This window comes from Rhizobium sp. BK591 (assembly GCF_014195045.1).
GTDB lineage: Bacteria > Pseudomonadota > Alphaproteobacteria > Rhizobiales > Rhizobiaceae > Rhizobium > Rhizobium anhuiense.
Genome location: NZ_JACIAZ010000003.1, coordinates 800,660 through 819,435 on the forward strand (window position 1 = coordinate 800,660; position 18,776 = coordinate 819,435).

Consider the following 18,776-nt stretch of genomic DNA (forward strand, 5'->3'; position numbering starts at 1 on the left):
AAGAGCATGCGTGTATGTGGACAAAGCATCATAAGAAGAGAAAGCTCGGCCGCTTCGTCATTCCGGCCATGACGGTCGCCTTCCTTTCCTATTTCGGTTATCACTGCATTCACGGCGATTACGGCCTGCGCGCGACGGAAGCGTTCGAGCACCAGCGTGTCGCGCGTGAAAAAGAGCTTGCAGTCTTGAAGACGAAGCGCGAACATCTGGAAAATCAGGTCGCGCTGCTCAGTGACGGCTCGCTCGACAAGGACATGCTGGACGAAAAAGCGCGCTATCAGCTCAATGTGTCGCGCGCGGACGAGATCGTCATATTCAACCATTATTCCAATTAACCGGAAACAGGTTAATTGGAATTTCAGGCGTTTTATCAACGATTTAGCGCCGAATACGAGCCATGCAATTATGGCATTGCTGTGGTCATATTTCTTCCCTATGGTACGCGCCACCAAGAACCGACAAACCCATAGGGAGGGTTGAATGGCGCCGCGAAAGACCGCGACCGTTTCCAGCCGCAAAACTGCAGCAAAACCCGCAGCCAAAGCATCGAATGGAGGCCCGGTAGCCGACTTCGATCGCGATGAGGAGCTCAAGGCCTATCGCGAAATGCTGCTGATCCGCCGCTTCGAGGAGAAGGCCGGTCAGCTTTACGGCATGGGCTTCATCGGCGGCTTTTGCCACCTCTACATCGGTCAGGAAGCTGTCGTCGTCGGCATGCAGATGGCGCAGAAGGAAGGCGACCAGGTCATCACCGCCTATCGCGACCACGGCCATATGCTGGCGACCGGCATGGAAGCGCGTGGCGTCATGGCGGAACTGACCGGGCGCCGCAGCGGCTATTCCCACGGGAAGGGCGGCTCGATGCACATGTTCTCGAAAGAGAAGCATTTCTACGGCGGTCACGGCATCGTCGGGGCCCAGGTCTCGCTCGGAACCGGTCTGGCTTTCGCAAACAGCTACCGCGGCAACGGCAATGTCTCGATCGCCTATTTCGGCGACGGCGCTGCCAACCAGGGCCAGGTTTACGAGAGCTTCAACATGGCGGCTCTCTGGAAACTGCCGATCGTCTATATCGTCGAGAACAACCGTTACGCCATGGGCACCTCGACCGCCCGCGCCACGGCGCAGTCGAACTATTCGCTGCGCGGCTCCGGCTTCGGCATCCCCGGCATTCAGGTCGATGGCATGGACGTTCGCGCCGTCAAGGCGGCGGCCGACGAGGCGCTCGAACATTGCCGCTCCGGCAAGGGCCCGATCATTCTCGAAATGCTGACCTATCGTTATCGCGGTCACTCCATGTCCGATCCGGCGAAGTATCGCTCCAAGGACGAAGTGCAGAAGATGCGCTCCGAGCATGACCCGATCGAACAGGTCAAGGCGCGCCTCATCGAAAAGGGCTGGGCCTCCGAAGACGATCTGAAGGCGATCGACAAGGATGTCCGCGACATCGTCGCCGACAGCGCCGACTTCGCCCAGGCCGATCCGGAGCCGGATGCATCCGAGCTCTACACCGACATTCTGCTCTAATCGGGGGAGGGAACCCATGCCTATCGATATCCTCATGCCCGCCCTCTCTCCGACGATGGAAGAAGGCACGCTGTCCAAATGGCTGAAGCAGGAAGGTGACAAGGTCACCTCAGGCGACGTGATCGCCGAAATCGAAACCGACAAGGCGACGATGGAAGTCGAAGCCGTCGATGAAGGTGTCATCGGCAAGCTGCTCGTCGATGCCGGCACCGAAGGTGTCAAGGTCAACACCAAGATCGCCGTGCTGCTGCAGGATGGCGAATCCGCCGCCGATCTCTCCGCCGCCAAGCCGGCCGCAGCAGCCGCGCCTGCCGTTGCCCAGGAAGAGAAGCCGACCGAAACCGGTTCGGCCTCCGCGCCGCTTCCGGCCGAGCCGAAGGCCGTCGTTCCGAATGACCCCGAAATTCCTGCCGGCACCGAAATGGTGTCGACGACCGTGCGCGAAGCGCTCCGCGACGCCATGGCCGAGGAAATGCGCGCCAATGAAGACGTCTTCGTCATGGGCGAAGAAGTTGCCGAATATCAGGGCGCCTACAAGGTCACGCAGGGCCTGCTGCAGGAATTCGGCCCCCGCCGCGTCATCGATACGCCGATCACCGAGCACGGCTTTGCCGGCGTCGGCGTCGGCGCTGCCATGGCTGGCCTTCGCCCGATCGTCGAATTCATGACCTTCAACTTCGCCATGCAGGCGATCGACCACATCATCAACTCCGCCGCCAAGACGCTCTATATGTCCGGCGGCCAGATGGGCGCTCCGATCGTCTTCCGCGGCCCGAACGGTGCCGCAGCTCGCGTCGGCGCCCAGCACAGCCAGGACTATGCTGCCTGGTACTCCGCAATCCCCGGCCTGAAGGTCGTCATGCCTTACACGGCATCCGACGCCAAGGGCCTGCTGAAGGCTGCGATCCGCGATCCGAATCCGGTGATCTTCCTCGAGAACGAAATTCTCTACGGTCAGCACTTCGATGTGCCGAAGCTCGACAATTTCGTCCTGCCGATCGGCAAGGCCCGCATCCATCGCCCGGGCAAGGACGTCACGGTGGTCTCCTTCGGCATCGGCATGACTTATGCGACCAAGGCGGCGGCCGAACTCGAAAAGATCGGCATCGACGTCGAACTGATCGACCTTCGCACCATTCGCCCGATGGACCTGCCGACCGTTATCGAATCGGTGAAGAAGACCGGCCGTCTGGTCACCGTCGAGGAAGGTTATCCGCAATCGTCGGTCGGCACCGAAATCGCCACCCGCGTCATGCAGCAGGCCTTCGATTATCTCGATGCGCCGATCCTGACGATTGCGGGCAAGGACGTTCCGATGCCCTACGCCGCCAATCTCGAAAAGCTCGCACTTCCGAACGTCGGCGAAGTCGTCGATGCGGTGAAGGCTGTTTGCTACAAATAAGGGGAGGGCAGCTCGATGCCGATCAATATCACGATGCCCGCCCTCTCTCCGACCATGGAAGAAGGCAATCTTTCCAAGTGGCTGGTCAAGGAAGGCGACAAGGTCAAATCAGGCGATGTGATCGCCGAGATCGAGACCGACAAGGCGACGATGGAAGTCGAAGCCGTCGATGAAGGCACGGTCGCCAAGCTCGTCGTTGCCGCCGGCACCGAAGGCGTCAAGGTCAACGCGCTGATTGCGGTTCTCGCCGCCGATGGCGAGGATGTCGCCGCTGCCGCAAACGGTGCGGGTTCTGCCGCTCCGGCGCCCAAGGCTGAAGCCGCGCCTGCGCCGAAGGCCGAGGCTGCACCGGCTCCGGCCCAAACCGCTCCGGCTGCAGCACCGGCACCTGCCGCTGCACCCGCATCGGTTTCGGCTGATGGCAACCGCACCTTCTCGTCGCCGCTCGCCCGCCGTCTGGCCAAGGAAGCCGGCATCGACCTTTCGGCAGTGACAGGCTCCGGCCCGCATGGCCGCGTCGTCAAGAGCGACATCGAGGCGGCTGTTGCCGGCGGTGGCGCCAAGGCTGCTGCTGCGCCTGCACCCGCTGCCGCCCCGCAGGCTGCTGCGCCGGCTCCGGCCGCTGCCGCACCGAAGGGCGCCTCTGAGGAAGCCGTGCTCAAGCTCTTCGAGCCGGGCTCCTACGAGCTCGTGCCGCATGACGGCATGCGCAAGACGATCGCCAGGCGCCTGGTCGAATCCAAGCAGACGATCCCGCATTTCTACGTCAGCGTCGATTGCGAGCTCGATGCGCTGCTGGCGCTGCGCGCCCAGTTGAACGATGCGGCGCCGCGCAAGGACAACGCTCCGGCCTACAAGCTCTCGGTCAACGACATGGTCATCAAGGCCATGGCGCTGGCGCTGCGCGACGTTCCGGATGCCAATGTCTCCTGGACCGACAGCAACATGGTCAAGCACAAGCACGCCGATGTCGGCGTCGCCGTCTCGATCCCCGGCGGCCTGATCACGCCGATCATCCGCAAGGCCGAGGAAAAGACCCTGTCGACGATCTCCAACGAGATGCGCGATCTCGGCAAGCGGGCCAAGGACCGCAAGCTGAAGCCTGAGGAATATCAGGGCGGCACCAGCTCGGTCTCGAACATGGGCATGATGGGCGTGAAGAACTTCGCTGCCGTCGTCAACCCGCCGCATGCGACGATCCTCGCGGTCGGCGCAGGCGAACAGCGGGTCGTCGTCAGGAAGGGCGAAATGGCGATCGCCACCGTGATGTCGGTCACGCTCTCGACCGACCATCGCTGCGTCGATGGTGCACTCGGCGCCGAGCTGCTCCAGGCCTTCAAGGGCTACATCGAAAACCCGATGGGCATGCTTGTCTGATAGCAGCGCGGAGGCGGAAATGACCAAGACCGTTCTTTGCTATGGTGACTCGCTGACCTGGGGTTATGACGCCGAGACGATCGGCCGTCATGAGTACAAGAATCGCTGGCCGAGCGTGCTTCAGGCAGCGCTCGGCAGCGAGGCGCGCGTCATCGCCGAAGGCCTGAATGGGCGCACGACCGCTTTCGACGACCACCTCGCCGATTGTGACCGCAACGGTGCGCGCATCCTGCCGACGATCCTGCAGACGCATGCACCGCTCGACCTCGTCATCCTTCTGCTCGGCACCAACGACATGAAGCCGGTCGTGGCGGGGTCCGCCTTTGCCGCCTGCCAGGGCATCAGCCGTCTCGTGCGGCTCATCCGCAATCATGCCTGGCCCTTCGAATTCGATGGGCCGGAGATCTTGATCGTGGCGCCGCCGGCGATCTGCGCGACGGGCAATGTGCCCTTCGCCGCATCCTTTCCCGGCGGCATCGAGGAATCGGCCAAGCTCGCAACGCTTTATCGTGATCTTGCCGACGAACTCGGCTGCGGCTTCTTCGACGGCAACTCCGTCGCCAAGACCACGCCGATCGATGGCATTCACCTTGATGCGGATAATACGCGTGCGCTCGGACGCGGGCTGGAATCGATCGTGCGGATGATGCTGGGGATCTGACCATGACCTCCTTCATCGCCCTCCGGCAGGCCTCACGGCGGGATGCTTCGGAGCTGGCGATTCTGGCGGATATCGCCTCGCGCGGTTTTGCCTCCTGGCTCTGGTTCGCCGATGTGGCGACCGGCATGAGTGACACGCCGCTGGAGCGGGGCCGGCTGAAGATGAGCGAGGAAGAGGCTGTCGGCGGCTGGCGGGATGCCGTCATCGCCGAGGCCTATGGCGAGGTCGCAGGCGTGGCGATCGGCCACGCGCTGGAGGAAGGCACAGATAAGATCGAGGCGACAGTTCCGGCGACCGAGCCGATGCTCGCCTTGCAGAAAACGGTTGTGGGTAGCTGGTTCATCGGCAGTCTCGGCGTCTATCGCCACCTGCGCGGCATCGGCATCGGACGCAGATTGCTGGAGGATCAGATCGAAAGGGCCGATCGCCGCTCCGTCAGTCTCATTACCGCAAGTGATAACGAAGCGGCTTTGTCGCTTTATGGAAGAAACGGATTCTTGGAGGCTGCGCGTGCCGATGCCGTGCCGCTCTTCGATAACAGCAAGAGACACGCGTGGGTGCTCATGACCCGCAGCGCAGCGTAACAAAGGCAGGAAACACATGGCTGAATCCTACGACGTCATCATCATCGGTTCGGGTCCCGGCGGCTATGTCGCCGCTATTCGCGCCAGCCAGCTTGGCCTCAAGACCGCGATCGTCGAGCGCGAGCATATGGGCGGCATCTGCTTGAACTGGGGCTGCATACCCACAAAGGCGCTGCTGCGCTCGGCCGAAGTCCTCGATCATGCAAATCACTTCAAAGATTACGGTCTCGTTCTCGAGGGCACGGTCAAGCCGGATGCCAAGGCCGTCGTTGGCCGCTCGCGCGCCGTCTCTGCCCGTCTCAACGCGGGCGTCGGCTTCCTGATGAAGAAGAACAAGATCGACATCATCTGGGGCGAAGGAAAGCTTTCCAAGCCCGGCGAGATCGTCGTCGGCAAGTCGTCGAAGGCCGTCGTCGAGCCGCAGCACCCGCTGCCGAAGAACGTCAAGGGCGAGGGCACCTATACCGCCAAGCACATCATCATCGCCACCGGCGCCCGCCCGCGCGCGCTGCCCGGCATCGAGCCGGACGGCAAGCTGATCTGGACCTATTTCGAGGCGCTGAAGCCGGATGCGCTGCCGAAGTCGCTGATCGTCATGGGCTCGGGCGCGATCGGCATCGAATTCGCAAGCTTCTATCGCTCGATGGGCGTCGACGTGACGGTCGTCGAAGTCATGCCGACCATCATGCCGGTCGAAGATGCCGAAATCACCGCGATTGCCCGCAAGCAGCTTGAAAAGCGTGGCCTCAAGATCTTCACCAGCGCCAAGGTTTCGAAGGTCGAGAAGGGCGCCGGCAGCGTCACCGCACATGTCGAGACGTCCGATGGTAAAGTACAGCAGATCACTGCCGACCGGTTGATTTCGGCCGTCGGCGTTCAGGGCAACATCGAAAATCTTGGCCTCGAGGCGCTTGGTGTGAAGACCGACCGCGGCTGCGTCGTCGTCGACGGTTACGGCAAGACCAATGTCGCCGGCATCTATGCGATCGGCGATGTCGCCGGCCCGCCGATGCTGGCGCACAAGGCAGAGCATGAGGGCGTCGTCTGCGTCGAAAAGATCGCCGGCTTGCCGAACGTTCATCCCACAGACAAGGGCAAGGTCCCGGGCTGCACCTATTGCAATCCGCAGGTCGCCTCCGTCGGCCTCACCGAAGCCAAAGCCAAGGAGCTGGGCCGTGACATCCGCGTCGGTCGCTTCTCCTTTGCGGCAAACGGCAAGGCGATCGCGCTTGGCGAAGACCAGGGCATGGTGAAGGTGATCTTCGATAAGAAGACCGGCGAACTGCTCGGCGCCCATATGGTTGGCGCTGAAGTCACCGAGCTCATCCAGGGCTTCGTCGTCGCGATGAACCTCGAAACAACCGAGGAAGAGCTGATGCACACGATCTTCCCGCATCCCACCGTGTCGGAAACGATGAAGGAAGCGGTGCTCGATGCCTACGGCCGTGTATTGAATGCTTGATAATTTCCCAATCCGCCCTGTATCACGGGGTGGAAAAACGAAAGGAAATCATCATGTCTATGGAGACGCAGGCGTTGCTGGTATTTCTGCTGATCGGCCTGGTTGCAGGCTTCCTCGCAAGTCTGGTCGTCGGCGGCGGCGGGTTGATAAGATGCCTGCTGAGCGGCATCATCGGCGCCTTCGTCGGCGGTTATCTGTTCAGCGCGCTCGGCATTTCGCTGGGCATCGAGAACGCGCTGGTTGTGCAGATCATCCACGCCACGGTCGGCGCCATTATCGTGGTTCTGATCGCAAGAGCGGTCGCTTAAGGGGCAAAAGAGGGCAGGAATGGAAGGCGTCGGCTGGATTTCGGCAATCATCATCGGCGGACTTGCGGGCTGGCTCGCCGGCAAGCTGATGGAAGCGCGATACGGGATTTTCCTGAACATCGTGCTCGGCATCGTCGGCTCGGTCGTCGCCAGCGCCGTCCTCGCGCAGTTCCATGTCCAGGTGGTCGGCGGACGGCTCGGTTACTTCGTGACGGGTTTCCTCGGCGCCTGCCTGTTGATATTCCTTGTGCGACTGGTGCGGCGCTAGATCCGAATGATGTGCCGCATAGAGGCGGTAGAAAGCTGAAACTGCAATGGTGACCATCCTCGACACGATCAATCCCGACGCCAAGCGTGTGCGCCATCCGGAGAAGGCGCATCGCCCGGACACGGAAGTCATGCGCAAGCCGGACTGGATTCGCGTCAAGGCGCCGACCTCCAAGGGTTATGCCGAGACGCGTGCGATCGTGAAGGAGCACAAGCTCGTCACCGTCTGCGAAGAGGCCGGTTGCCCGAATATCGGCGAGTGCTGGGACAAGAAGCACGCGACCTTCATGATCATGGGCGAGATTTGTACCCGCGCCTGCGCCTTCTGCAATGTCGCCACCGGCAAGCCGAATGCCCTCGACATGGCCGAGCCTGAGAATGTCGCCAAGGCAGTCAAGGAGATGGGCCTCAGCCACGTCGTCATCACCTCGGTCGACCGTGACGACCTGGCAGACGGCGGCGCCGAGCACTTCGAAAAGGTGATCTGGGCAATCCGGGCGGCCTCGCCGATGACGACGATCGAGATCCTGACGCCGGACTTCCTGAAGAAGCCTGGAGCGCTGGAACGGGTCGTCGCCGCCAAGCCCGACGTCTTCAACCACAATATGGAGACCGTGCCCGGCAATTATCTGACGGTTCGCCCCGGCGCCCGCTACTTCCATTCCATTCGCCTGCTGCAGCGGGTGAAGGAACTCGATCCCACCATGTTCACCAAATCAGGCATCATGGTCGGCCTCGGCGAAGAACGAAACGAAGTCCTCCAGCTGATGGACGATCTGCGCACCGCCGACGTCGATTTCCTGACGATCGGCCAGTACCTGCAGCCGACCCGCAAGCACCACAAGGTCATGAGCTTCGTCACGCCCGACGAGTTCAAGTCCTACGAGACCGTCGCCTACAGCAAGGGTTTCCTGATGGTCGCCTCGAGCCCCCTGACCCGCTCCTCGCACCATGCCGGCGACGACTTCGCGCGATTGCGGGCGGCACGGGAGAAGAAGCTGCTGATGGCCGCCGAGTAAGATCCGGTACTTGCTTTTTGAATGAACCGCGGCGATTTTTGCCGCGGTTTTTCTTTGAGCAATCGACGATGAACGGCACATCCGGATTGAAATCGACGCTGGTCGAAGCCGACCGTATCCTGGTGATCGGCTGTCCCGGCAGCGGCAAGAGCACGCTGGCAAAGCGGCTGTCGCAAGCGCTCGGCCTTGATTACATATCGATGGATCGCGACTTCTACTGGCTACCGGGGTGGCGAAAGAGGCAGCGCGACGAGATCGACAGCCTGATCGCCAAGGCGGTGGCGAAAGAACGCTGGATCATGGATGGAACCGGGCTCAGTTCCTTCCATTTGCGCCTTCCGCGTGCCGAAACCGTCATTTGGCTTCGGTTGCCCAGATCTGCCTGCCTGTACGGAGCAATATCGAGAGGCTTGCGCTATTTCGGGCGCAACCGTCCCGAGCTGCCTGCCGGCTGTCCCGAACACCTCTCGCTGGGCTTGCTTGCCTATATCTGGAATTTCGAGCGGGATGCCGCCCCCTTGATCGAAGCAGCACTTCGGGATTATCGGCTTCTCAATTCCACTGTCATCATAAGATCGCGAAAGGCAGCTCGCCGCTTCGCCGTTCTCGCGCATGGGCTCAAGGGAGTTGCATGATGGACCTGAGGGCAGAGCTGACACCGCGACAGCAGATCGCCGATCTCAGACTGGCTGCGCAGCATATCGGTACAGCACGCCGCATCCTCGTCATGGGCTGCTCGGGCGGCGGTAAATCCACTCTGTCGTTGAAGATCGCCACACGCTTCCGGCTTTCCTATATTTCGCTCGACCGCGACGTCTTTTGGCTTCCCGGCTGGGTGACGCGCGACAGGGGCGAGCAGAGAAATATCATCGCCAGCCGGATACTCGAAGAACGTTGGATAATGGACGGCACGAACCCATCCTCCTTAGACATTCGGCTACCGCGCACCGATTTCGTCATCTGGGTGCGCATGCCGCGGCTTCTCTGCATCTGGGGCGTGGTCAGTCGGTGGGTGAGATGGATCGGCCGCACCCGGCCGGAAATGGCGGCGGGTTGCATTGAGAAGATCGATTGGGAGTTTGTCCGCTTCATCTGGACCTTCGAAGACAAGTTCGTGCCTCGCATTATCTCCGGCATCGCCGAGCACGGTCCTGATGTGCCCGTTCTCCAGCTAAAATCCCGCCGTGAGGTGCGCGAGCTTCTTGATCTTCTCCACGCGCCCGCTTAATTGCCGCCTATGCCGCAATTCGAAACGCACCGTCCCGTCCCGCACACGCCCGAACAGATGTTCGATCTCGTCGCCGATGTCGAGCGCTATCCGGAATTCCTGCCGCTCTGCGAAGCGCTGACCATTCGAAGCCGCAAGGAGCGCGACGGCAAGATCCTGCTCGTCGCCGATATGACGGTCGGCTACAAGGCGATCCGCGAGACCTTCACCACACAGGTGCTTCTGAACCGGGCCGAGCAGGTCATCGAGGTCAAATATATTGATGGCCCGTTCAAATATCTCGACAATCGCTGGCACTTCTCGGAGATGCCGACTGGCGGTTGCACCGTCGATTTCTTCATCGATTACGAGTTCAAGAGCCGCATTCTCGGCGCGTTGATGGGTTCGATGTTCGACCGCGCCTTCCGCATGTTCACCGAAGCCTTCGAGACCAGGGCAAACAGGATCTACGCTGCGGCCTGACGGGACGATTACCCTTTCAGCCGGCGAAGAGCGAATGCACCATCTCCAGCGCCGTCCTGACCGTTGCCAGCCGAACCTCGCTGCGGCCGATATCGCCATAGAGCATCTTTCGGTGGATGAACGCGCTGGTGCGCGATTTGGCGGCGAGGTGCACGAGGCCGACCGGTTTTTCCGCCGATCCGCCGCCGGGGCCGGCAATGCCGGTGACGGCAACGGCGATCTCGGCGCGCGAGCGGAAGAGGGCGCCATGCACCATCTGCCGCGCCGTTTCCTCGGAGACCGCCCCGAAGCGCAGCAGCGTTTCCGCCTGCACGCCGAGCATGTCCACTTTGGCGCTATTCGTATAGGTGACGAAGCCGCGATCGACGACGGCGGAGGAGCCCGATATCTCAGTCAGCGCCCCGGCGATCAACCCGCCGGTGCAGGATTCGGCGGTCGAGAGCATCAGCCCGGCGGCCGTGAACTCACGGATGATCGTCTGCGCTGCCGAAATGATATCCGGAGGAAACAGGCTCATCACTTTCTCCCGCGATAGACGACGGTTGCCGTCGCAATCGCCGCAATGCCTTCGCGCCGGCCGACGAAGCCGATCGTCTCGTTGGTCGTCGCCTTGACCGAGCAGCGCTCGATATCGATGCCGAGATAATCCGACAGTTTCGCCCGCATGGCGTCGCGATGCGGGCCGACCCGCGGCGCTTCGGCGATCAGCGAGACATCGGCATTCATGATCGTGCCCCCGCGCTCGCGCACAATCCGGGCAGCGTGTTCGATGAAGATCTTTGAGGGCGCGCCCTTCCATTGCGGATCGGACGGCGGGAAATGATCGCCGATATCGCCGGCGCCGCAGGTGGCAAGCAGCGCATCCGTCAGCGCATGCAGCGCGACGTCGGCATCGGAGTGGCCTTTGAGCTTCTGGTCATGCGGAATGAACACGCCGCAGAGTGTGACACCATCGCCGGCTTCGAGTTGGTGCACGTCGTAGCCGTTGCCGGTGCGCACGTCCGGAAGCAGCGAAGCCGACAGCTTGCCGTCGGCCATGGCGATATCGTCCTTGACCGTCAGCTTGACGTTATCGGCCGTGCCCTCGACGATCGTCACCGGAATGCCCAGCCATTCGGCGATCGAAGCATCGTCGGTGAAATCACTTCGTCCGCTGGCGGCCGCCTTCTCATGCGCATCGAGGATCGTTTCGAAGGCGAAGGATTGCGGCGTCTGCGCCGCATAGAGGTGCTCGCGCGAAACCGTCGCCAGCACGGTGCCGGTGCTGTCGGCGCGTTTCAGCGTATCGGTGACCGGGATCGCCGGCAGCACCGCCTGCGCGCCGTTGCCAAGGCTGTCGGCGATACGATCCAGAAGCTCATGGTCGAAGAACGGCCGCACGGCATCATGGATCAGCACGTGGCTGATCTGCTTGTCCTTGAGGTATCTGAGGCCGGCCAGCACGGATTGCTGCCGGGTCGCGCCGCCATGCACCGTTTCGATCGGCGTTGCCGAGATGATGTGGCGGAAAGCTCTTGCAAACAGCGCCTCGTCATCGGGATGAATGACGACGACGATCTGCTTTGCCGCTTCCCATGTCATGAAGTTTTCAAGCGTATGGACGATAACCGGCTTGCCGCCGATCATGCGATATTGCTTGGGGCCTTCCTTGGAGGATCCTGCGCGCTCGCCGCGGCCGGCGGCGACGATGACAATTCCAGCCGATATCGGTTGCTTAGAAGGCATTTGCAGCATAAATCCCCTAATTATGCGGAATTGACCCGAGTGCTCTAACGTCTTGCTTTGGCGTTTTCCAGCATCTGCCCGAAAAATATCAATTCCCATCCCAGCCCCCTTGGCAAGCTAGGGAATAGTGGCTAAAAATAATGCAGTTCTATTGTGTGCCCGAAAGATAATCATTTGATTTCCAAGGACCTCGCAGCGCCTTTCCGAATCGGACCTGTGTCCGTGCGGAACCGCGTTGTGCTGGCGCCGATGTCCGGCGTCACGGATATGCCCTTCCGCGAGCTTGCCTGGCGCTTCGGCGCCGGCCTCGTCGTCACCGAAATGGTGGCGAGCCGCGAATTGGTCAATGACACGGCCGAATCATGGTCGCGGCTGCGGGCTGCGGGCTTCCGGCCGCATATGGTGCAGCTTGCCGGACGCGAGGCGCACTGGATGGCGGAAGCCGCCAAGATCGCCGCCGATCATGGTGCCGATATCATCGACATCAATATGGGCTGCCCGGCCAAGAAAGTGATCGGCGGCTATTCCGGTTCGGCGCTGATGCGCGATCCCGATCACGCGCTCGGCCTCATCGAGGCGACGGTCAAGGCCGTCGACATTCCGGTGACGCTGAAGGTGCGCCTCGGCTGGGATGAGAATTCGATCAATGCGCCCGACATCGCGCGCCGCGCCGAGGCGGCCGGTATCCAGCTTGTGACCATTCACGGGCGCACCCGCATGCAATTCTACGAAGGCCGTGCCGATTGGGACGCGATCCGCGCTGTCCGCGAGGTGATCTCCATACCGCTGATCGCCAATGGCGATGTCGAAACCGCAGGCGACGCGCAGGAAATATTGCGCCGCTCCGGCGCCGATGCCGTCATGATCGGCAGGGGCTGCCAGGGCAGACCGTGGCATGCCGGCGTCATATCAGGTGCGGCCGAGCCGCTGTCGCTTGAAATCGCCGATATCGCCGTCGAGCACTATCGGATGATGCTGGATTTTTACGGCGAAGCGGTGGCGATCCGCCATGCCCGCAAACACCTGGGCTGGTATCTCCAGCGTTTCGCCCCGGATCTCGCCGGCTGCGAAAAGACTGCGATCATGACCTCGCGCAATCCCAGCGAGGTGGCTGCACGGCTTTACGATGCATTGGCGGCAGGTGTTGTCGACAGCCGGGAGGCGGCATGACGAAGGATTTGACATCTCCGTCCGATCAGGCCGGCGGAACCACCGTCGCCATGGCCGTGCTGAACGCCATCCAGAACCCCGTTATCATGGTCGACGAATCCGGCTTCGTCGTTTTCGCCAATTGGGAAGCGGAGGCCTTCTTCGGCGCCAGCGCCTCGCATCTGGCGCGGTACCGGATTTCGACCTTCATTCCCTTCGGCAGCCCGTTGCTGGCCTTGATCGATCAGGTGCGCGAGCGCAAGGCGCCGGTCAACGAATATCGCGTCGACCTGAGTTCGCCGCGCCTTGGCCAGGACAAGCTCGTCGATCTCTACGTCGCCCCGGTGCTCAGCGAACCCGGCGCCGTCGTCATCGTCTTTCAGGAACGCTCGATGGCCGATAAGATCGACCGGCAACTGACGCATCGCGCTGCTGCCCGCTCGGTGACCGGCCTCGCCTCGATGCTGGCGCACGAGATCAAGAACCCGCTTTCCGGCATACGCGGCGCTGCCCAGCTGCTCGAGCAGTCTGCGATCGACGACGACCGGGCGCTGACCCGGCTGATCTGCGACGAGACCGATCGCATCGTCTCGCTGGTCGATCGCATGGAAGTCTTTTCCGACGAACGTCCCGTCGACCGAATGCCGGTCAATATCCATTCCGTGCTCGATCATGTGAAGGCGGTCGCCAAGGCGGGTTTTGCCCGCAACATCCGCGTCACCGAGAGCTATGACCCGTCGCTGCCGGCCGTTTATGCCAATCGCGACCAGCTCGTGCAGGTCTTCCTCAATCTGGTGAAGAACGCCGCCGAAGCGGTCGGCGATCGGCCGGACGGCGAGATCATGCTGACGACGGCCTATCGCCCCGGCATCCGTCTGTCGGTCGCCGGCACCCGCGAAAAGATCTCGCTGCCGCTGGAATTCTGCGTCCACGACAATGGTCCCGGCGTTCCCTCCGATCTGTTGCCGCATCTCTTCGACCCGTTCATTACCACCAAGCCGAACGGCAGCGGCCTCGGCCTGGCGCTGGTCGCCAAGATCATCGGCGATCATGGCGGCATTATCGAATGCGACAGCCAGAACAGCCGCACGACATTCCGCGTTCTCATGCCGGCGTCGAAGGACGCCTCGCTCGAAGACGCCACTACCGCAAGCTCGACAGGACCTTCTCGATGACAGCCACGATCCTTGTTGCAGATGATGATGCGGCCATCCGGACCGTGCTCAACCAGGCTTTGAGCCGCGCCGGCTATGACGTCCGCATCACCTCCAACGCCGCTACCCTCTGGCGCTGGATTTCCGCCGGCGAGGGCGATCTTGTTGTCACCGACGTGGTGATGCCCGACGAGAACGCCTTCGACCTGCTGCCGCGTATCAAGAAGGCGCGTCCCGACCTGCCGGTTCTCGTCATGAGCGCGCAAAACACCTTCATGACTGCCATCAAGGCCTCCGAGAAGGGCGCCTACGACTATCTGCCGAAGCCCTTCGACCTGACCGAGTTGATCGGCATTATCGGCCGTGCGCTCGCCGAGCCGAAGCGCAAGCCCGCCAAGCTCGAAGAGGACATGCAGGACGGCATGCCGCTGGTCGGCCGGTCGGCGGCGATGCAGGAAATCTACCGCGTGCTCGCCCGCCTGATGCAGACGGACCTGACGCTGATGATCACCGGCGAATCCGGCACCGGCAAGGAGCTCGTCGCCCGCGCGCTGCATGACTATGGCAGGCGCCGCAACGGTCCCTTCGTCGCCATCAACATGGCGGCGATCCCGCGCGACCTGATCGAATCGGAACTCTTCGGCCACGAGAAGGGCGCCTTTACCGGCGCGCAGACCCGCTCGACCGGCCGCTTCGAGCAGGCCGAAGGCGGCACGCTCTTCCTCGACGAAATCGGCGACATGCCGATGGACGCCCAGACGCGGCTCTTACGCGTCCTGCAGCAGGGCGAATACACCACCGTCGGCGGCCGCACGCCGATCCGCACCGATGTGCGCATCGTCGCCGCCACCAACAAGGATCTGAAGCAGGCGATCAACCAGGGCCTGTTCCGCGAAGATCTCTATTACCGGCTCAATGTCGTGCCGCTGCGCCTGCCGCCGCTGCGCGACCGCGCCGAGGATATTCCCGATCTCGTGCGCCATTTCATCCAGCAGGCCGAAAAGGAAGGCCTCGGCTCCAAGCGCTTCGATCAGGAAGCCCTGGAACTGATGAAGGCCTATGCCTGGCCTGGCAACGTCCGCGAGCTGGAAAACCTCATCCGCCGTCTGATGGCGCTCTATCCGCAGGATGTCATCACCCGCGAGATCATCGACGCCGAGCTGCGCTCCGACGTGCCCGACAGTCCGATCGACAAGGGGCCGATCCGCAGCGGCTCGATGACGATTGCGCAAGCCGTCGAGGAGAATATGCGTACCTACTTCGCCAGCTTCGGCGAAAACCTGCCGCCGCCCGGCCTCTACGACCGCGTGCTGACCGAACTGGAATATCCGCTGATTCTCGCCGCCCTGACGGCGACGCGCGGCAACCAGATAAAGGCGGCCGATCTCCTTGGTCTCAATCGAAATACCTTGCGCAAGAAGATCAGGGAACTTGGCGTGTCGGTCTATAGGAGCTCCCGCACCGCCTGAGCGAACTCTGGCCAGGCTCCCGGTCGCGAGGACGTTTATGAATGGCTCATCGGCGCACGCTCCGACTGAGTTGGCCTGATGTCGGACATCGCTTCACCAGCATGGTGACCCTGCAACTCAGGCTTCAGATCGACTGCGCGCAAGACTGACAGAAAGGTGTGTGAGGAACGGCGTCAAGCCTCCTCTCGCTGATCGGCCTGCCGCACTTTACACAAGTGCCAAAGGTTCCGGCTTGTATCCGGTCCAGTGCCGCCTGTACGGCCAGGAGTTCCTTCTGTCCAGCCTCGCCGAGCTCTTCCAGGACTTCATCGTTATTGCGCTCTGTGGCGCGATCATCGTCATCAGGATTCCGAGGCTGCACGAAATCATGTTCGATCGCTTGCAGGCGGGTTTGTAGCTCGCGCCGGCGTTGGTCAAGGATCGCCTTGTGCTTTTCGAGATGCTGCCTCGTTTGCGAGGAGGAATGCTTCTGCATGGACGTTCTCCGGCCGGCCTCATATTCGCGACCGACACCTTGTTTTACTGGGAAGTCTCGCCCTTGACGGGAGCCGCAAACCTAGGCGTGTTGGGCGTGCGTCGCATTGATCCGCATCAAGCTGGCTTTCGGTTGGCCAGTGTCGAGATTTCCTCGGGCGAAGGCCAGCTTGCAGGTGCTGTCTTAGTTTGGCTTTTCGCCGACGGCGTTGAATCGGAAACGGCAGAAGCAGGTCATGGATTCATCCGGACAGTTTCCGTCAATGCGACATGAGCACTGGCAGCAAAGGCTGTTCCAGGACGCCATCGGTTGCCCCGCCCAGGACGAAATCTCGCAACCTCGAGTGTCCAAATCCTCCCATGACCAGCATATCGGCGCTCAGTTCCAGTGCCGTTTGCTGAATGCTCTGACCGATCGACGACGAAGTAACGCGAGCGGCCGTTGCGCTTGCATTGACGCCGCTCGATACCAGGATCTCAGCAAGGTGCGCTCCGCTTGTCTCCGGCAGCGGCTTTTCGCCCGTCAGCGATAGGACCGTAACCCGCTTGGCCTTGCGAATGAATGGGTTTGCATCGCTGACGGCCCGAGCGGCGGTTCGGCTTCCGTCCCAGGCGATGACCAGATGGTCGATCGGACCCGCCAGGGTCTTGTTGGGGATGATGACGGCCGGCCGGCCGGAGCCGAATATGACCGCTTCGGCGACAATACGAGTGTCCGGAACATCCGCGACACATTCGAGAATGGCCAGATCGAAAAAACGTGCTTCGGTGGCTGAGGTCTCGTGCAGCAGCGGCACGGTGGTTTTGACCGTTCGGCAAGATAGTTCGACCTTGGCGTTCGCTGCGAGGTTGGTCGCTGCTGCAATAAGCGTTTCGGCGCGCTCACGGCTTAGAGTCTCGGCATGCTCGATCATCTTTGGAGTATCGAGCAGTAGCGATGACCAGGCGTTTGGAATGTGCGGAATCCCGACCCTCAGCGCGCAGGCATGAAGACTGGCACCGTAGTGCCCGGCAAACGCTACAGCGTTTGAAATGATCAGTCCCGAACTTGAATCGGGATATGTTGATAGCGGGAGAAAATATTGTGCCGTCATGTCCTGCTCCATCTCTCGCGAACCGCCACGATTGCAATCATCTATCTCCATTCGTCGCCATTCGGCATTGATGTAACGCAATTGCACCGGCCAAGTTGATCGTTGTCAAATCCTTGTTGGCCGAGGACCGATATGAAATTGGCTGTGTGATCGCGCGTGCGGCGTTGCTCATGTTCGATGTTGCTGCCCTTCGTTAATGTCGCATCCTGGAGACCGTCATGAGCAGATTGCATTCGGAAAATCACCTCGTCTCCCGCATCGGCTGGCTCCGGGCCGCCGTCCTCGGCGCAAACGATGGGATCGTCTCGACGGCGAGCTTGATCATGGGCGTCGCCACCGCATCCGCCGGAACCTCGCAGATACTTGTCGCGGGCGCGGCTGGTCTGGTTGCGGGCGCGATGTCCATGGCAGCCGGTGAATACGTGTCGGTGAGCTCGCAGGCCGATACCGAGGAAGCCGATCTCGCGCGGGAACGGACGGAGTTGGAGACGCAGCCCGATGCTGAACTCGATGAGTTGACGCAAATCTACGTCAAACGCGGCCTCAGCCACGATCTGGCCAGGCAGGTCGCGGTCCAACTGACGGCCAATAACGTTCTCGACGCGCATTCGCGTGACGAACTCGGTATCGTTGATCACATGGCAGCCCGGCCCATTGAGGCCGCCTTGACGTCGGCCGTCACCTTCGCGGTGGGAGCTGCATTACCCCTGATGATGGTTGTCCTTTCACCCGCCTCGATGCTGGTCTATGGCGTTGCAGGCGCGTCTTTGGCTTTCCTCGCGCTGCTGGGCGCGATCGGTGCGCAAGCGGGTGGCGCAAATGTCCTGAGAGCCACGACTCGCGTCACCTTCTGGGGCGCCTTCGCGATGGCGCTGACGGCCGGAATCGGAGCGCTGGTTGGCACCGCAGTCTGACCGGACGGGTCAGATGCGAGGATTGGTCGATTTCTCTGCCGCGGCCGTCACCGTATTCTCCGATCCACATGCAAAACGGATTCTGTAGCCGGCTCTCCGTTGGGTGGGTTTCAAACGTCCGTCACAACATCCGCAAGCATCGAGCGGACCTTGCCTGCCAAAGTGGTCAGCATTTCGTTGTCGATTGCCTGCATCGACGCGACCGGATCGATGGCGCTGACCATGACATTGCCGCCGTCGACGGCGCGCAGGATGACATTGCACGGCAGCATCGCCCCCACCTTCGGTTCCAGTTTCAGCGCCTCGAACGCCATGCGAGGATTGCAGGCTCCGAGGATGAGGTAATCGTCGATGTCGGCATCGATCCTTTTCTTCATGGTCGCCTTGACATCGATCTCCGTCAGAACCCCGAAACCGTGCTTGATGAGAGCGGATCTCGTTCTGCCGACCGCATCGTCGAAACTGATCGCCCAGAGGGTTCTATCGAGCGTATAGGTCAT

23 protein-coding genes are annotated in these 18,776 nt (G+C 61.7%); 18 read left to right on the forward strand and 5 right to left on the reverse strand.

Features of this window, described 5'->3' with window-relative positions; all coding sequences use genetic code 11:
- The first annotated feature begins 14 nt into the window (after positions 1-14).
- From FHX10_RS17265 to FHX10_RS17325, 13 genes are all read left to right on the forward strand, one after another.
- The gene (locus FHX10_RS17265; RefSeq protein WP_047614982.1) at positions 15-335 is read left to right on the forward strand and encodes an FtsB family cell division protein; all 321 of its coding nucleotides are present in this window, start codon (positions 15-17) and stop codon (positions 333-335) included.
- Positions 336-480: 145 nt separating this feature from the next.
- Positions 481-1,527, forward strand: coding sequence for a pyruvate dehydrogenase (acetyl-transferring) E1 component subunit alpha (gene pdhA, locus FHX10_RS17270; protein WP_047614983.1), 1,047 nt, complete (start codon positions 481-483; stop codon positions 1,525-1,527).
- Between the two features lie 16 nt (positions 1,528-1,543).
- A complete protein-coding gene (locus tag FHX10_RS17275) occupies positions 1,544-2,929 on the forward strand; it encodes a pyruvate dehydrogenase complex E1 component subunit beta (RefSeq protein ID WP_063475513.1) in 1,386 nt (461 codons plus the stop codon).
- 15 nt (positions 2,930-2,944) lie between these two features.
- Positions 2,945-4,306, forward strand: a complete 1,362-nt coding sequence (locus FHX10_RS17280) for a pyruvate dehydrogenase complex dihydrolipoamide acetyltransferase (RefSeq protein ID WP_047614985.1) — start codon at positions 2,945-2,947, stop codon at positions 4,304-4,306.
- Positions 4,307-4,325: 19 nt separating this feature from the next.
- Entirely contained in the window at positions 4,326-4,967 is a 642-nt protein-coding gene (locus FHX10_RS17285; protein WP_047614987.1) for an SGNH/GDSL hydrolase family protein, read from the forward strand.
- A gap of 2 nt (positions 4,968-4,969) precedes the next feature.
- Positions 4,970-5,551 (forward strand): GNAT family N-acetyltransferase, encoded by a 582-nt coding sequence (locus FHX10_RS17290; RefSeq protein WP_184389896.1) that lies wholly within the window; start codon positions 4,970-4,972, stop codon positions 5,549-5,551.
- Positions 5,552-5,567: 16 nt separating this feature from the next.
- Positions 5,568-7,013 (forward strand): dihydrolipoyl dehydrogenase, encoded by a 1,446-nt coding sequence (gene lpdA / locus FHX10_RS17295; protein WP_063475515.1) that lies wholly within the window; start codon positions 5,568-5,570, stop codon positions 7,011-7,013.
- 53 nt (positions 7,014-7,066) lie between these two features.
- A complete protein-coding gene (locus tag FHX10_RS17300) occupies positions 7,067-7,321 on the forward strand; it encodes a GlsB/YeaQ/YmgE family stress response membrane protein (RefSeq protein WP_003539329.1) in 255 nt (84 codons plus the stop codon).
- A 19-nt stretch (positions 7,322-7,340) separates the two neighbouring features.
- Positions 7,341-7,589, forward strand: a complete 249-nt coding sequence (locus tag FHX10_RS17305; RefSeq protein WP_047614990.1) for a GlsB/YeaQ/YmgE family stress response membrane protein — start codon at positions 7,341-7,343, stop codon at positions 7,587-7,589.
- Positions 7,590-7,635: 46 nt separating this feature from the next.
- On the forward strand, positions 7,636-8,607 hold the full coding sequence (gene lipA / locus FHX10_RS17310; protein WP_063475516.1) for a lipoyl synthase: 972 nt from the start codon (positions 7,636-7,638) through the stop codon (positions 8,605-8,607).
- A 68-nt stretch (positions 8,608-8,675) separates the two neighbouring features.
- Positions 8,676-9,242 carry an AAA family ATPase gene (locus tag FHX10_RS17315; RefSeq protein ID WP_063475517.1) on the forward strand — a complete coding sequence of 189 codons (567 nt, stop codon included), beginning with the start codon at positions 8,676-8,678 and terminating at the stop codon, positions 9,240-9,242.
- Positions 9,239-9,835 (forward strand): AAA family ATPase, encoded by a 597-nt coding sequence (locus FHX10_RS17320; RefSeq protein WP_184389898.1) that lies wholly within the window; start codon positions 9,239-9,241, stop codon positions 9,833-9,835. The genes FHX10_RS17315 and FHX10_RS17320 overlap by 4 nt, the downstream gene beginning before the upstream one ends.
- Before the next feature lie 9 nt (positions 9,836-9,844).
- The gene (locus FHX10_RS17325) at positions 9,845-10,297 is read left to right on the forward strand and encodes a type II toxin-antitoxin system RatA family toxin (protein WP_047614994.1); all 453 of its coding nucleotides are present in this window, start codon (positions 9,845-9,847) and stop codon (positions 10,295-10,297) included.
- 16 nt (positions 10,298-10,313) lie between these two features.
- On the opposite strand, the gene FHX10_RS17330 is transcribed toward FHX10_RS17325, so the two are convergent.
- Positions 10,314-10,814 (reverse strand): CinA family protein, encoded by a 501-nt coding sequence (locus tag FHX10_RS17330; protein WP_097544398.1) that lies wholly within the window; start codon positions 10,812-10,814, stop codon positions 10,314-10,316.
- The gene (locus FHX10_RS17335; RefSeq protein WP_047614998.1) at positions 10,814-12,031 is read right to left on the reverse strand and encodes a bifunctional 2-C-methyl-D-erythritol 4-phosphate cytidylyltransferase/2-C-methyl-D-erythritol 2,4-cyclodiphosphate synthase; all 1,218 of its coding nucleotides are present in this window, start codon (positions 12,029-12,031) and stop codon (positions 10,814-10,816) included. Before FHX10_RS17335 ends, FHX10_RS17330 begins: the two co-directional genes overlap by 1 nt.
- A 144-nt stretch (positions 12,032-12,175) precedes the next feature.
- Here FHX10_RS17335 and dusB point away from each other — a divergent pair, with 144 nt between their 5' ends.
- From dusB to ntrC, 3 genes are read left to right on the forward strand one after another with little or no spacing between them, the layout of a single operon-like run.
- The gene (dusB, locus tag FHX10_RS17340; protein ID WP_184389901.1) at positions 12,176-13,192 is read left to right on the forward strand and encodes a tRNA dihydrouridine synthase DusB; all 1,017 of its coding nucleotides are present in this window, start codon (positions 12,176-12,178) and stop codon (positions 13,190-13,192) included.
- On the forward strand, positions 13,189-14,346 hold the full coding sequence (locus tag FHX10_RS17345) for a two-component system sensor histidine kinase NtrB (protein WP_184389903.1): 1,158 nt from the start codon (positions 13,189-13,191) through the stop codon (positions 14,344-14,346). The genes dusB and FHX10_RS17345 overlap by 4 nt, the downstream gene beginning before the upstream one ends.
- A complete protein-coding gene (gene ntrC / locus FHX10_RS17350) occupies positions 14,343-15,794 on the forward strand; it encodes a nitrogen regulation protein NR(I) (protein ID WP_184389906.1) in 1,452 nt (483 codons plus the stop codon). The genes FHX10_RS17345 and ntrC overlap by 4 nt, the downstream gene beginning before the upstream one ends.
- A 124-nt stretch (positions 15,795-15,918) precedes the next feature.
- Here the strand turns inward: ntrC and FHX10_RS17355 are convergent, their stop codons facing one another.
- Positions 15,919-16,269 (reverse strand): TraR/DksA family transcriptional regulator, encoded by a 351-nt coding sequence (locus FHX10_RS17355; protein WP_097544400.1) that lies wholly within the window; start codon positions 16,267-16,269, stop codon positions 15,919-15,921.
- On the opposite strand from FHX10_RS17355, the gene FHX10_RS17360 reads away from it, so the two are divergent.
- Positions 16,258-16,542 (forward strand): hypothetical protein, encoded by a 285-nt coding sequence (locus tag FHX10_RS17360; protein ID WP_184389907.1) that lies wholly within the window; start codon positions 16,258-16,260, stop codon positions 16,540-16,542. The genes FHX10_RS17355 and FHX10_RS17360 overlap by 12 nt on opposite strands.
- On the opposite strand, the gene FHX10_RS17365 is transcribed toward FHX10_RS17360, so the two are convergent.
- Positions 16,529-17,413: a universal stress protein gene (locus tag FHX10_RS17365; protein WP_184390013.1), complete on the reverse strand. Its 885-nt coding sequence runs from the start codon at positions 17,411-17,413 to the stop codon at positions 16,529-16,531. The two genes, FHX10_RS17360 and FHX10_RS17365, sit on opposite strands and share 14 nt — an antisense overlap.
- A gap of 167 nt (positions 17,414-17,580) precedes the next feature.
- Here FHX10_RS17365 and FHX10_RS17370 point away from each other — a divergent pair, with 167 nt between their 5' ends.
- Positions 17,581-18,276 carry a VIT family protein gene (locus FHX10_RS17370; RefSeq protein WP_097544402.1) on the forward strand — a complete coding sequence of 232 codons (696 nt, stop codon included), beginning with the start codon at positions 17,581-17,583 and terminating at the stop codon, positions 18,274-18,276.
- Between the two features lie 110 nt (positions 18,277-18,386).
- Here FHX10_RS17370 and FHX10_RS17375 read toward each other — a convergent pair whose 3' ends face one another.
- A complete protein-coding gene (locus tag FHX10_RS17375) occupies positions 18,387-18,776 on the reverse strand; it encodes a DUF302 domain-containing protein (protein WP_174824519.1) in 390 nt (129 codons plus the stop codon).